Genomic DNA, 13,650 nt, shown 5'->3' with positions numbered 1-13,650 from the left:
GAATACTTTGATCAACAGGGATTTAAGATACGATATTCAGGTTCGTTTGTTGCAGATTGTCATCAGCTTCTGGTATATGGGGGAATCTATACATACCCGGGGACTTTGAAGAGTCCGAATGGAAAACTCAGATTATTATTTGAGGCAAACCCCCTCGGATATATCATCACGCAGGCAGGTGGCCGGATAACTGACGGAAAGAGAAATATTCTGGATATTATTCCTGAAAAACCTCATCAGAAAACCCCGATTTATATTGGAAGTAAAGGCATTATTGAAAAGATTGGGGAGATTTATAAAATCTCATAAATAATTTATCAGATCAATATTAGGAATCTTTAATATGGCTGCAAGCCTTATATAAGGCAGATGGTTAGCAGCATTGTCCTCCCAATCAAGAAAGTATATTCTCTTGTTGATACTCTGATCTCCGTTGAAATGAAAGAGGAAGAAGGAAGGACATTTCAGGGCCGGCTTGTGGCAGTGGATGAGTACCTGAACCTGCATCTTGAAGAAAGCGTTGAGATGACAGGGAAGAACAAGGGTCGCAATCTTGGAACTCTCGTTATACGGGGAAATAATATTTTGTCTATCGCACCGGTAGCCTAAAGATGGCCATGTCCGCGGACGAGGATGCATTTCGTATCATTGCCTCTTCACCTGAAGGTGTACTCCAAAGTGAACTCTGGAAGATCCTTGGGGTTGACAGCAGGAAATGTTCACGAATCGTAAAAAAACTCCTGGACTCGAACCGGGTAGAGCGTATTGAATACCGGCAGGAAGGAATCAAGACATTCAGATTAATCGCCAAGAAAGGTCCGGCAGATCCCTATTGTCTTCTTGCCGGTCAGGAGTTGATTCCTTGTATTGCATGCGATGAGGATTGTGATGTTGAGACATGTACTGATCTGCTTGACTGGATGTACCAGCTGGCAATCAGTGATGCAGAAGAATCAACATCGAATTCAGAAAAAACCGAAAAATAATTTTATTGTGATATACCCTCAGGGGTACCATCATCATTGAATGTATTGCATTCCACACAGGATAGTGTGGAGATGTAATATTTATGCATATACTCTTTTACCATCCGGCGGGCTGAAAACCGTGGTGCGTTGCTTTTAATAGACTCTTTCATCATTGCAACCCATTTATGGGGAATACCATCAAGGTCGGTATCGTAATACAGTGGGACGATCTCATTTTCAAGCAGGGAGTACATTTCAGCAGCATCTTCCCAGTTTCGATCATTGTTTGTATGGTTCTTTCCAAATATCCAGCCGTTTTTCCCATTATATCCTTCTATCCACCAGCCATCAGCAATTGAGAAGTTTAAAACACCATTCACCGCCGCTTTCATTCCACTTGTCCCGCTCGCCTCCTGGGGAGGGATTGGGTTATTCATCCAGACGTCAACTCCCTGCACCAGGTATTTTGCAATCTGTTCACCGTAATCCTCAACAAACGCAATCCGTCCGCCAAACTCGGGTTGTTGTGCATACTGGTAAATACGCTGAAGTATCCGTTTCCCTTCATCATCCGCCGGGTGTGCCTTTCCTGCAAAGATGATTTGTACCGGTTTCCAGGGGTTATTCAGAATCTTTTTCAGCCGGTCAAGATCCTGGAAGATGAGATCTGCCCGTTTGTATGTAGAAAACCGGCGTGCAAACCCGATCGTCAGGGTATTGGGATCTATGAGGGCACCACCTGCAACCACGTTCGCACAGTCAGCCTGATATTTCATCCAGTCCCGGCGTTTGAACTGCAATATACGGTTGATTAGTTTAATCTTGAGTGCATAGTGAAGTTCCCAGAGTTTTGCATCCGGAACACGATCAATAAGTGCCCAGACATAATCCTTGTCATGATGGTCAAACCAGTCCGGGCAGATGGGAGATATATATCGGTTAATAAGAGACACAAGCCGGGGGTTTATCCAGGTGGGTATATGAACTCCATTGGTAACCGAACCAATGGGAACTTCATCAAGTTTTCGTTCAGGCCAGAGGAAATGCCACATCCGCCGAGCAACCTCTCCATGTTTTTCACTGACCCCGTTTGCGTACGCAGCCATTCGCAGGCAGAATGCAGCCATGTTAAAGGTATCTGGCGGGTCTTCAATATGCTGCCCCTTTTTCAGGAAATCATCCCTGGACATATGCATGCCGGCATAATATGCATTGAAGTACTTGTCAATCATCCAATGAGGGAATTTGTCATGTCCTGCCGGGACCGGGGTATGGGTGGTGAAAAGCGTGGTATTATATACATGTTTTAATGCTTCTTCAGGGGTGAGTCCATCTTCTATCTTCTGACGGTACCGTTCGATAAGGGCAAAGGCAGCATGGCCCTCATTCAGATGGATAGCTGTATATTTTACTCCCAGTGATTTCAGGGCATGAGTCCCGCCAATACCAAGGACGATCTCCTGCAAAAGTCGCATTTCATTGATACTGCTGTACAGTCGGCTGCTAATATTTCGAAGATGTGGTGGATTTTGTTCAATTTCCGTATCAATAAGGTACAGAATGACGCGGCCGATATCAACTCTCCAGAGAGCAAAATGAATCTGGGGTGCAATAAAGGGAACCTGAAGGATCAACTGGTTCCCGTCTCTGCCAAGGACCCGTTTCACCGGTGCATTATCCCGGTCCAGTTTCTCTTCGACATCCTCCTGCCACCCGTCGTTTCTGATACGCTGGTGTAAATACCCATCAGAGTACATAAACCCGATTGCGACAAGAGGAATTCCGATGTCACTGCACTCCTTAAGGTGGTCTCCTGCAAGAAATCCAAGTCCTCCGGCATAAAGGGGGAGTGAATGCTGAAGTCCATATTCAGCAGAAAAGTATGCAATCTTATGATGCTGGTGCTCAGGGTAATACTCATCAAACCATTGGTTCTTTGCCAGCATATATCGCTGAAATTTGGCAATGACCGCATCATAGTGATTGGTATATTCAACATTGGATGCCGCTGCTTCAAGTAATTCAGGGGGAAGCTCCTGTAGCATCCTGACCGGATTATGGATGGATTCTTTCCATCCCTGCCGGTTCAGGTTTTTAAAAAGGAGCCATGCTTCAGGGTGCCATGAGGACCAGAGATTATATGAGAGATCAATTAGTCCTGAAAGACGGTCAGGTATATGATCGAAATCTATCCATCGAATGCCTATCATAATTTGTCCTGCACTCTTGCTGATAGGTGATTATCTTCATATATCGTATATAGTTAATGGATGCCCAAATGGAAGGTATCATTCGAAAGAACATCCACGTATGAAAAACAGGAGTACTAAAAAAGATACTCCCGGACGGATTCGAACCGTCGTCATCGGAACCAAAATCCGATATGATTGACCTCTACACTACGGGAGTGATGAAATGCAGGATTGACCTTGCCTTTACATATTCGTACTTCGAGAATATAGAAATTCCCGCGTTCTTCATCTGCGTTGTTTCAGAAGACCAGGAAAATATTTCTCAATCCGATCGGTGATATCAGGGTCAAGTCCGATTTTTCCTGCTGATTGCGCTTTATGGACAAGAAAATCCTTTACCTCCTCTTCAGAGAGGGTTCTGAATGCCTCCTTTGATTCGCGCTGCCAGTCAGTCCAGGTGATGAGATAATAATACCTGGTTCCGTCAGGAAGAGTACGAATATGAAGGTCTTCCCCCTGACGGTAATCAAGTGATGTCCTGACGTTTGAGTGTGGAGTCTTAAAGATCCAAGGATCAGTCTTTGGATCAACCTGCAGCCACTTTCCATCTGTTGTTAATATCGTTTTCATGGTTCTTCTCTCTGATAATTATTCTGAACACCTGATTGTTGTATCTGTCTTCGATTCAGATTTGCGAGCGGGAAAAACTCACGGTACACTTGGCGGCGTTCATCAACATCGGTATGCAGGTACACTTCAGTTGTCTTTATGGATGCATGCCCCAGGTTCTCCTGCACGACCCGGAGGTTGCGTGATCTCCGATAGAGTTCACTTGCATAGCTGTGCCTGATTTTGTGTGGGGTAATTCCTGGTGGAGCGTATTTTTTAAAGATAAGCTGGACGGTTCTTGGAGATATATGATTCCCTCCCTGACCGGGGAAGAGCGGTCCGGAGAGTCGGTTCCCGATAAGACGTGCGATCTCCTCAAGGGTCTCCTCATCAACAAAGACCATCCTGACTTTCCCCCCTTTCCCCAGGACCCGGATCATCTGGTCATCAAAGTCAACATCCTCGACATTCATGGTGCAGAGTTCTGAGACCCGGACCCCGGTGGCATATATAATCCTGATCATGAGCCGGTCCCGTTCGTCCTGAATACTCTGGAGCAGACGCATGACCTGACTGTGTTTAAGATATTTCAGTTCCTTCTCTTTTACCTTCGGACGATCGACACGGGGGACCGGATTTGCATCAATCACCCCCTGCATGAGAAGGAACCGGTAAAAGGATGAGAGGGATGAGAGGATACGGTTGTATGTTGTGGCGTGATACTGACGCTTTGAGGAGATGAATTCGAGGTACCGGGAGATATCTGATGCAGTGATCCGGACATCTGTCTCAAGTCGGAGGAGCTCTTTATGATCCCACTTTTTCGAAAGGTCACCCCGGTATGATCTGGTCAGCCACAGGTACTGACCAAACCTTCGGAGAGTGAGATCATAACTCCGCAATGTTTTCTCCGAATAATTCCTCATTTTCAGATATTGGATAAACCGGGGAATCCATTCTGAAAAATATCCGTTTTCCACTTATAAGAATTCTTCATTTCTAAAATATTAATTATTTCGTAGAATACCTATTCTGCGAAATTCAGGATCTCGGAATTACTTTATATCGACTATTCCAACTATGATATCGGTTACATACAGGTGCTGCCCGCCATCAGGGGCAACCAACCGCTGAGGTCTTGGATATATGCCTGAAAATTCGGTCCTGATTGTAGAGGATGATGAGATAATTGTACGGGTCTTATTGACTATCCTACGCGAAGGTGGCTTTACGATTCATACTCCGGTGAACTCAGGCGAACAGGTCATCGAGCAGGTTGCCGCAGAAAAACCTGATGTTGTCCTGATGGATATTGACCTGCCCGGAGCAATGTCAGGAATTGAGGCTGCGGCACAACTCTTCAATATCTTCTCGATACCCGTGATCTTTGTGACCGGCCATGATGAGAAGAAAATCTTTGAAAAAGCCATGGGTTCGATGCCATTTGGTTTTCTCATAAAACCGGTCAACCCAAATCTTCTCTATAGCACAATCAGGGTCAGTATCAACCTCTGTGACAAAATCCGTCAGACAACAGAGGGAAAAAAGGGGGGACTTTCCCCGTCGATGTGGGTACAGATATCTGATTCATCTCATCCGGTTCTGATTACGAATGCGGATCATGCAATTATCTGGATGAACCAGGCTGCTGAAGAATGTATTGGAGAGAGGGGATCAGCACTCTTCCTCAGGGATATCCGTGAGGCACTCAGGGTATTGAGTCCTGACCTTGACATTTCTGCTGCCTTTTTCACATCCGCTGAAGAATGTGATATGCGGCTGTGTGCAGGTGAGCCTCAGGAAGAAAGACAATATATAATAACTGCCCGGCCGATTATGAATATGTTTGGTACATATTCCGGTTCATTTATTACGATCACGCAGCCATCGTAACCTGGCATCAGTTCCATGGCCCCGGAAGGGGGAATGATCCGAAGGAGGAACAAATGGATCTCCGGGCGAAAACATTCCTGATAATCGGACTGACCCTTCTTGGGGGAATCGCTCTCATTATCCTCTTTTCATTTACCCTTCTGACTGAAAGTTACTCCAGGTTTGAGGAAGATAATGCAAGACAGAATGTGATAAATGGGCTTAAGGTCCTTTCGAATGAAAAAGATCAGATCTACTCCCTGACCGGGGATTGGTCACGATGGGATGAAACATATCTCTTTGTTCAGGATAAAAATGAAAATTATATCATAAAAAACCTCAATTATGCGTCAATATATAATCTTGGCATAGATATTCTGATATTTTTTCGGAAAGATAACTCTCTGAAGTATGCGACACAGATAAACACCACTGCAGGGCATATGGAATCTGTATCAGATCTTGTGGTTTCACAGGTATCAGCCATACCTGGATTCTTCACATTTGAATCGATACTGGATGGGAAATCTGGTTATATTCTTCTCCAGGACGACCCGGCCATTATAACCTCTCAACCCATCATAACCAGTACCTATCAGGGCCCATCGGTTGGAACACTGATTTTTGTAAAATATCTTGATAATTCTACAATCCAGACCCTCTCTGGCATATCTGGTCTTCATCTTTCAATCACTCCGGTTATGAGTATACCCCTGGAAAAAGTCGCTTCCCATATCCGGGATAGTACGGATTCTGATATCATCGTCACTCCTGAGTCGGATATGAATATTACCGCAACAACCTATCTTCCGACAATAGATTCCAAGGGATTTTTAAAATTTACCGTGAGATTGCCGAGGGACATCATCAGGCAGGGGACTGAGACCATAGTCATCTATATAATAATTCTCATGATCCTGGGCCTTGTTGTTATTGGGGTGTCATTGCTCATTATTGACCGGCTTGTTCTCATCCGGTTACGAACCCTTATTGAAAATATCAAGAGGCGGAATACTGAACGAACAGAAATGCAGGCTCCCCTTCTGAATGGGAATGATGAGTTTTCTACCTTGGCACAAGAGATACATCCGATCTTTTCTGAATTAAACCGGTCTCGAATGGAACTTGAAGAGCATAACCGGCTGCTTATTGAGAGTGAGAGAAAATACCGGGAACTTGCCGATCTGCTTCCTGAGTTTGTTTTTGAATCAGATTTGGATGGCAATATCTCATTCATAAACCAGATGGGGAAAAATATTACCGGGTATAGCACCGAAGAAGCGAGCAGAGGCCTTCATATCCTTACCTTTTTACATCCCAGTAACCACTCCGAATTCCAATCTGCCCTGGAAGAGATTAGACAGGGGAGATCAATTACTGGATATGAGTTTACCGGGATGAAACGAAATGGAGAGATTTTTCCGGTTGTCGTGTATGCAACCCCAATCTGGCAGGAATCCAGAGTTATTGGTCTTCGTGGTTTTGCCATTGACATATCTGAACGAAAAGAGATTGAGACATCACTTCGCAAACTTGCAGAAATCGTAGAACATACCAGCACTGGTATTGTGACCGGTACAGGGCCGGTTGTTGATTATGTCAATGCCGCATATTCACGGATGCATGGAGCAGATCCTGCAGTATTTATCGGAAAAAGTCCATTTATTGTCGTAAATGCCTCCCCGAAAAAAAATTTTCTCCAATATCTGGAAACTGCCCTGCATTCCGGTCATGCCACGTTTGAGCTTGATCATATCAGATCAGATAATACGCTCTTCCCGGCCCTTCATGATCTGACGATACTGTCCGGTTCATCTGCTCAGAATGTGGTATGGGTTCTGAATGTTCAGGATATCACGGAACAACGGCTGGCATGGAAGGCACTTCTTGAGAGTGAGTCTCTTCGGGAGTCTGCGAGGCAACTTCGTGATGTCATTTCCCGTCTCCCTGATGCAACCTTTGTGATCGATAAGGATGGATGGGTGATCTTCTGGAACCAGGCCATGGAACAACTGACCGGAATTCCGGAAGAGAAGATTATTGGAAGGGGACGGTACGAGTATGCAATACCTTTCTATGGTGAGAAGAGGCCGATGCTTCTGAATGCAGTGCTCGATAAGGAAGGAACCATAATTCAGATGTTTCCTAATGTAAGCAGATCAGGGGATTCGTTGTTTACTGATGAATCATTTCCCCAAATGGGAAAAGGAGGGAAATATTTCTCCTCCATGGCAGGTCCGATTTATGATTCAAAGGGAAACATCATCGGTGCCATTCAGAGTATGCGTGATATCACCGCCCGTATTATGGCTGAAAAAGCCCTTATGCGAACAAATGAAAAATTAAACCTTCTCTCAAGTATCACGAGACATGATATCAGAAACCGGGTGACGGTCATTCTTGGCCTCCTGCCCCTCCTCAAAGAAGCCAGAGATGATCCGGAGACGGCAGAAATTGTAAAGATACTGGATAATGCCACGAGACTGATTCATGACCAGATAGAATTTACGAGAATGTACCAGAATCTTGGCATTCAGTCTCCTGAATGGAAGGATGCCGGTTATCTGGTTCAAAAAGCATCAGAAATCGGCATTCCTGATCGGATTACGGTTGAAAATCATCTATCTGGTCTTTATATTTATGCAGATCCTCTGCTGGAACGAGTATTTTATAATCTGATTGACAATGCAATCCGTCATGGAGGACCAAACCTGTCAAGAATACGGTTTTCATGGCATCTTGATGAAAGTGCGGCCTGTATTGTATGTGAAGATGATGGTCAAGGTGTTCCGGGTAATCTCAAGGAGAGGATATTTGAGCGTGGCTATGGAAGTAATACCGGTCTTGGTCTCTTTCTTGTCCGGGAAATACTGTCGATTACAGGAATTGGCATCATCGAAACCGGTGTATATGGAAAAGGCGCACGATTTGAGATACGGGTACCGTCAGGCGGATATGCTGAAGAAAACAAGAATGAATAGAACGCCCAGATCGGAATTCGAATCCGAGTCGTCGGCGTGACAGGCCGACATGATAGGCCACTACACTATCTGGGCTTTGGGACAACCCCTATACATGTTGTCTTTCCAGTATAAAAAATCTGATGGATATCTCATCCACAGCCTTTCCGTGGAATTATCTGTATAGCACATCTAAAGGTACAATGATGGCAACACCATTCCGTTCACGGGATCCTACCAAGTATCACAAGTTCAGGAAGGTTGACGGCGCATCATATCATCAGGTAAACCAGTTCCTTAGAAAGAGAACATTTATTACAGCCCGGGAATGGGCGATATCCCGGCTATGTGCTGATTTTCAGACCTCTTCAGGCGCTGAAATGACATACATCGGAAAAAACCTCCCGGAACTGGTTCCTTTCATGACTGGGACATATACACCTCAGGCAGTCAACCAGGCACGAAGTTCATTTAAGAAAAAAGTGAGTAAGGCTGGTGCGACTTTTCTGTACGGGGCAATGTGCGGGTTTTATACACCTGAAGAACTTGATGATTTATTGTTTGAGGTGAGTGAGGTTGCCCGTTTTCTCATGGAGATAGAGAGCACTTCCATAGATGTTGATGATGAGATTGAAGTGGAAGATCGGGTAACTGAGGTAATGCGTCATGTTGCGCTGGCGTCATCACGTCTCCTGAAGATTCGTGAGGATCAGCTGAAGGAAAAGCAGGAAAAACGTAAGAAAAAGGAATCTGAGCCTGAACCGGTAGCAGAGTCTGGCATTCAGTCAGGAACACAAGAAGATGGATATGACTGAGAAGAAGAAAAAGCAATTATTTGGAACAAACGGCGTTCGTGGTATCGTTGGGGAACTTATCACTCCTGAACTGGTCATGAAGATCGGAATGGCGGTTGGCTCTATGAGGCCGGGCACCATTGCAGTCGGAATGGACACCAGGACTTCCGGACCTGCCTTGATTCATGCAATGAAAGCAGGACTTATGGCGACAGGATGTGATGTTGTTGATTGTGGTATCCTTCCAACTCCTGCCCTTCAGTATATTGTCATGAACCGGTATGATGCCGGTGTGGTGATCACCGCATCGCATAACCCGGGTGCATATAACGGAGTCAAGGTTATTGAAAAAGACGGGACCGAGATGGACGATGAAGCATCCATTGAGATAGAAGAGCGTGTTTTTTCATATAATTTTGACCTGAAAGAATGGAAAGATGTGGGCGTTGTAATTCCGGAAGGAGATTTGGTCTCAAAATATATTGCAGGTGTGGTCAGAAAAGTGCCTGAAAAAATTGGTGACGGAATCACCGTTGTAATTGACCCCGGCTGTGGTGCGGCGTACCGGACAACTGCTGAAATACTCCGCTCAATCGGGTGTAAGGTATTTACTTTAAATGCATATCCGGATGGCAATTTCCCTGCTCGTGAACCTGAACCCTCCGTTGAAGGTCTGGCACCACTCGCTGAGATGGTGGTATCAACTGGTGCAGCATTCGGAGTAGCTCATGACGGAGATGCGGATCGTGCAGTGTTTATTGATGATAAGGGTCGTTTTGTTGAAGAAAATAAAGAATTTGCTCTGATTGCCGATTTTATCTGCTCTCAAAAGAAAGGTATTGTAGTCACTCCGGTCAGCACATCACGCCTCATCGAGACGGTTATTTCCCCCTATGGGTGCACGGTTGATTATACCGCAGTTGGCAGCATCTATGTAGCCAGGCGGATGCGGTCGCTTTTGGCTGAAGGAAAGCCCGTTGTCTTTGGAGGAGAAGGAAATGGGGGTCTTATTTATCCGGATCATCAGTTCTGCCGGGATGGAGGTATGACAGCAGCAATGATGGTTCTTCTTCTGGCTAAAAAGAAGCAGCCTCTCTCTTCATTGGTTGATGGTCTTCCCCCCTCGGTTATGCTGAAGCATAAATTCCATACCGATAAAGCTGATGAGATTCTTGCAGCAGTGAGGGAGAAATTTGCGCATGATACACTAAATCAGGTGGATGGAATTAGAATCGATCGAAAAGATGCATGGGCACTGATCCGTCCGTCTGGGACAGAACCTCTCGTCAGATTATATGTAGAATCAACAGATGACAAAATAGCGAAAGATTTTGAACAGGAAATACTATCCTGCATTTCTACCTTCATCTGATTTTTTTTCTTAACTCATATTTTTTTGCGTTATTGTAAAACGCAACCCTTATATAATAAATCATATGATGCTATATATTAGATGTGTGTTAATAGTACAAAATATATTAAATAAAAACGATACTTTGGTAAAACATGGATCTCCTGATCCCTCACGATGAGGAATTAAAAAAAGTGGTAATCCTGGCTAAAGTTTCATAATTGAAAATTGCTCTTTCCCATATAAGGATTGAATGAGCAATTCTATTTGAGAATCAATAAGATTTTGATCTATGGTTTCTTTGAACATCTGAATTAATTCTGCAATCACATCATCATGCAGGAGACAGCGGTCCTTCGTTCTTTCATACCCGCTTTGTAATAGTTTTCCTGATCTGAGAAAGGTTATCACATGCTTATCTATCATTTCCGGTTTCCAGCAATTAATGAGATCCTGCACAAGAGCCTGATTCCCCCTGCTTAAATATCCATGTCCAGGGTCGAGATGGCCACCGACAATGGAACGGGTACAGGCTGATGAGAGCATCCCGTATCCAAATGAGAAGATAGCATTTACGGGATCCAGGTATGGGCGACTGGTTCTTCGTTTAAACTGATATACCGGACTAATAAGTCTTGCCAGGATCTCATAGTACATATCCCTGACCAGCTGCTCAATTCTCCGAAGTTCTTCAATGAGAACCATATTCCCAAGTTCTCGTGAATAATCTGACAGGATCTCAAGTTCGCCGGAGAAAAGAATATCTGCTTCACTCTCTTCCGCATATTTTTCAATAGCAAGAATACGGGATTTGACTGATTCTGTTGCAAAGGTCAGAGCATATGAATAGGGAGCTGCCGTCTTTTGCAGATGCTGGATCTCGCTGTAGGATGAATAATCATAGGGGGATATATACCCAATCGGTTCTCCATCTGATTCACAAAATGAGATAAAAACCCCTTCTTTTATGAGATATGTGATGGTTGCTGTCTGTATTGTATGACCTCCAATGAGAAGAAAATGCGTAAGATCCTTAATTGGTATCTCTGATACGGTACCTTTATGCTGAATGATTAATTCTGTCCTGTTTGATTTTATATGAGCTCCATATCCGCCCACAACTTTCCAAAATAGTGACATAGATCTCCTTAAAACCGGACACACCGTTACATGCACTCAATCCAGTAACCGTCAGGGTCTTTCATATATGATGAGCCGGTTTGCTCTGCCAGTCTTTCCGGATCCATACAGATATCAGTCGCATCGGTTTTTTTCTCCCCTGAACGCGGGTATCCGGTAAGAGCGAAATGATCAAGCCCATACCCGCCTGCTTTCACAGGATTTCCATCCGGTTTTGTCTGACCAAGCAGAAGAATACATCTTTTTCCTTCTGCATTCTTCAGCCGGATAAACCGTTTTCCGGTTACGGATGCAGCAGAGTCATACTCAACCGCCAGCCGCAGTTTTTCCTGATAAAACTTTTTACTTACATCCGGATAGGTTGTATGCAGAGTAATGGACGAAAGACCGGTGATAAAAGAAGATGGCTGATTGGTATCGGTTTGCATAAGTAATTCGATCATACGGCCATCTGGTTCACGGATGTATAAGGAATGATTTGGGCAGTCATTGGTATATATTGTTCCGTCAAATCCGGGGTCTCCCCAGACAAAATCAGCTTCAGCCTGGTGAAGATCCCAGCCCAGGATTTCAGGATCAACCGTAGATGACAGGAAGCAGGAAAAACCGAATATGGTACATCCATCAACCGATCTGGTCACGTTCGTTTCAGGGTACCGTTTCTGGATAAGGAGAATATCATAGGCTGCCCCCGACGAGGAGAGAAGAGCGACATCGGTATATTGATCCTGAAGTGCCCGTGATGAGATACTGCCTATAATGCCCTTTAAGGGACTTTGCCCACCGGCAACTTTTCCAATAAGTCTCCCACTGGCAGATCGTGACCCAAGATGAACCGGTCCATAGACCTGCATATGCAATATCTCCTGATAGAACTGGATACTTCGCTCCAGATTTGTTACATACAATGCGATATGATTGATGGTACTGTTTGAATTATTCATGGATCCAGAATATTTCTCAAAGGTCATCAGCAGGAAATTACGATTGCCTTTTTAGATCCGGGTTAAGCAAACCGCTCCCTACTTTTTTCAAGGGCTGCAATGGCCGGCAGTTTCTTGCCTGTTAAAAATTCGATGCATGCACCACCACCGGTGGATATATGAGTAAACCTGGTATCATATCCCATTTTTTCGATGACTGCAGCAGTATGTCCCCCGCCTACCACAGAAAATTCAGCTTCAGCTGCGGCTTTAATTATCTCATAGGTCCCGAACGAGTAATCTGCCTCTTCAAACAGACCAGCGGGACCATTTAATACAACGGTCTTTGATCTTCTGATAACATCAAGGCATGGGATAAGTCCCTCAGATCCTACATCAAGAATCGGACAATCCACGGGGATATCACGTACATGCATCTCAACCCTGCTTCCCTCCTTTTTTATGGCAACGTGTTCAGGAACTATGATTTTATCATTGAACCTGGATAAGATATCTCGTGCAATCTCAATCTGGCTGGTGTATCCGAGTTGCTCAATCAGGTCCATCGAGGGTTTTCCTATGGCATATCCTTTTGCAGCAAGGAATATATTTGCGACTACACCGACAGCAAGCACATAATCGGCAATGCCATTTGTGAGAACATGTCTTGCTACATCAATTGAGTCATCAACCTTTGTCCCGCCAAGAATAAATGTCACCGGGCGGGGAGCACCATGAAATACCCGTGAGAGGTTTTCAACCTCCCGTTCCATAAGAAGCCCGGCTATCGCAGGAAGTACTTCCGGCAGGCCCACAATGGTTGGCTGGGATCGATGTGCTG

Annotated in this window: 12 protein-coding genes, 2 tRNA genes and 1 pseudogene; 7 read left to right on the top strand and 8 right to left on the bottom strand. The window is 44.7% G+C overall.

Going from position 1 to position 13,650, the window contains the following annotated elements:
* The 3 genes and pseudogenes from PLA23_RS04325 to PLA23_RS04315 form a co-directional block, all read left to right on the top strand.
* Window positions 1-309, top strand: a pseudogene (locus PLA23_RS04325) (class 1 fructose-bisphosphatase); the annotation flags it as partial.
* 60 nt (window positions 310-369) lie between these two features.
* Window positions 370-609 carry an LSM domain-containing protein gene (locus PLA23_RS04320; protein WP_324332006.1) on the top strand — a complete coding sequence of 80 codons (240 nt, stop codon included), beginning with the start codon at window positions 370-372 and terminating at the stop codon, window positions 607-609.
* Window positions 610-617: 8 nt separating this feature from the next.
* Complete coding sequence (locus PLA23_RS04315) at window positions 618-986, top strand: helix-turn-helix transcriptional regulator (protein WP_324474156.1); 369 nt, start codon at window positions 618-620, stop codon at window positions 984-986.
* 2 nt (window positions 987-988) lie between these two features.
* Here PLA23_RS04315 and glgP read toward each other — a convergent pair whose 3' ends face one another.
* The 4 genes from glgP to xerA all read right to left on the bottom strand — a co-directional run bounded on the left by glgP (window position 989) and on the right by xerA (window position 4,749).
* Window positions 989-3,178, bottom strand: coding sequence for an alpha-glucan family phosphorylase (gene glgP, locus PLA23_RS04310; RefSeq protein ID WP_324474154.1), 2,190 nt, complete (start codon window positions 3,176-3,178; stop codon window positions 989-991).
* Between the two features lie 126 nt (window positions 3,179-3,304).
* Window positions 3,305-3,377 (bottom strand) — tRNA-Gln (locus PLA23_RS04305).
* 68 nt (window positions 3,378-3,445) lie between these two features.
* On the bottom strand, window positions 3,446-3,790 hold the full coding sequence (locus tag PLA23_RS04300; protein ID WP_324328577.1) for a hypothetical protein: 345 nt from the start codon (window positions 3,788-3,790) through the stop codon (window positions 3,446-3,448).
* Window positions 3,787-4,749 carry a site-specific tyrosine recombinase/integron integrase gene (gene xerA / locus PLA23_RS04295; RefSeq protein ID WP_324328578.1) on the bottom strand — a complete coding sequence of 321 codons (963 nt, stop codon included), beginning with the start codon at window positions 4,747-4,749 and terminating at the stop codon, window positions 3,787-3,789. The genes PLA23_RS04300 and xerA overlap by 4 nt, the downstream gene beginning before the upstream one ends.
* 166 nt (window positions 4,750-4,915) lie before the next feature.
* On the opposite strand from xerA, the gene PLA23_RS04290 reads away from it, so the two are divergent.
* Together PLA23_RS04290 and PLA23_RS04285 are read left to right on the top strand one after the other, a co-directional pair.
* Entirely contained in the window at window positions 4,916-5,662 is a 747-nt protein-coding gene (locus PLA23_RS04290; RefSeq protein ID WP_324328580.1) for an ATP-binding response regulator, read from the top strand.
* Between the two features lie 53 nt (window positions 5,663-5,715).
* Window positions 5,716-8,622, top strand: coding sequence for a PAS domain S-box protein (locus PLA23_RS04285; RefSeq protein ID WP_324328582.1), 2,907 nt, complete (start codon window positions 5,716-5,718; stop codon window positions 8,620-8,622).
* Between the two features lie 2 nt (window positions 8,623-8,624).
* Here the strand turns inward: PLA23_RS04285 and PLA23_RS04280 are convergent.
* Window positions 8,625-8,697 (bottom strand) — tRNA-Asp (locus PLA23_RS04280).
* A 110-nt stretch (window positions 8,698-8,807) separates the two neighbouring features.
* Here PLA23_RS04280 and PLA23_RS04275 point away from each other — a divergent pair.
* Window positions 8,808-9,416: a DUF5806 family protein gene (locus tag PLA23_RS04275; RefSeq protein WP_324328606.1), complete on the top strand. Its 609-nt coding sequence runs from the start codon at window positions 8,808-8,810 to the stop codon at window positions 9,414-9,416.
* Window positions 9,403-10,767: a phosphoglucosamine mutase gene (gene glmM, locus PLA23_RS04270; RefSeq protein ID WP_324474152.1), complete on the top strand. Its 1,365-nt coding sequence runs from the start codon at window positions 9,403-9,405 to the stop codon at window positions 10,765-10,767. Before PLA23_RS04275 ends, glmM begins: the two co-directional genes overlap by 14 nt.
* A 186-nt stretch (window positions 10,768-10,953) precedes the next feature.
* Here glmM and cas1 read toward each other — a convergent pair whose 3' ends face one another.
* From cas1 to PLA23_RS04255, 3 genes are all read right to left on the bottom strand, one after another.
* Window positions 10,954-11,886: a CRISPR-associated endonuclease Cas1 gene (gene cas1, locus PLA23_RS04265; RefSeq protein WP_324474151.1), complete on the bottom strand. Its 933-nt coding sequence runs from the start codon at window positions 11,884-11,886 to the stop codon at window positions 10,954-10,956.
* A 26-nt stretch (window positions 11,887-11,912) separates the two neighbouring features.
* Entirely contained in the window at window positions 11,913-12,830 is a 918-nt protein-coding gene (locus tag PLA23_RS04260; protein WP_324474149.1) for a VOC family protein, read from the bottom strand.
* Between the two features lie 62 nt (window positions 12,831-12,892).
* On the bottom strand, window positions 12,893-13,650 hold a 758-nt coding region (locus PLA23_RS04255), incomplete at its 5' end, for a phosphoglycerate kinase (protein ID WP_324474148.1).

This window comes from Methanospirillum sp., from assembly GCF_035406105.1.
Taxonomy (GTDB): domain Archaea; phylum Halobacteriota; class Methanomicrobia; order Methanomicrobiales; family Methanospirillaceae; genus Methanospirillum.
This window is presented reverse-complemented; position numbering and strand designations above follow the sequence as displayed.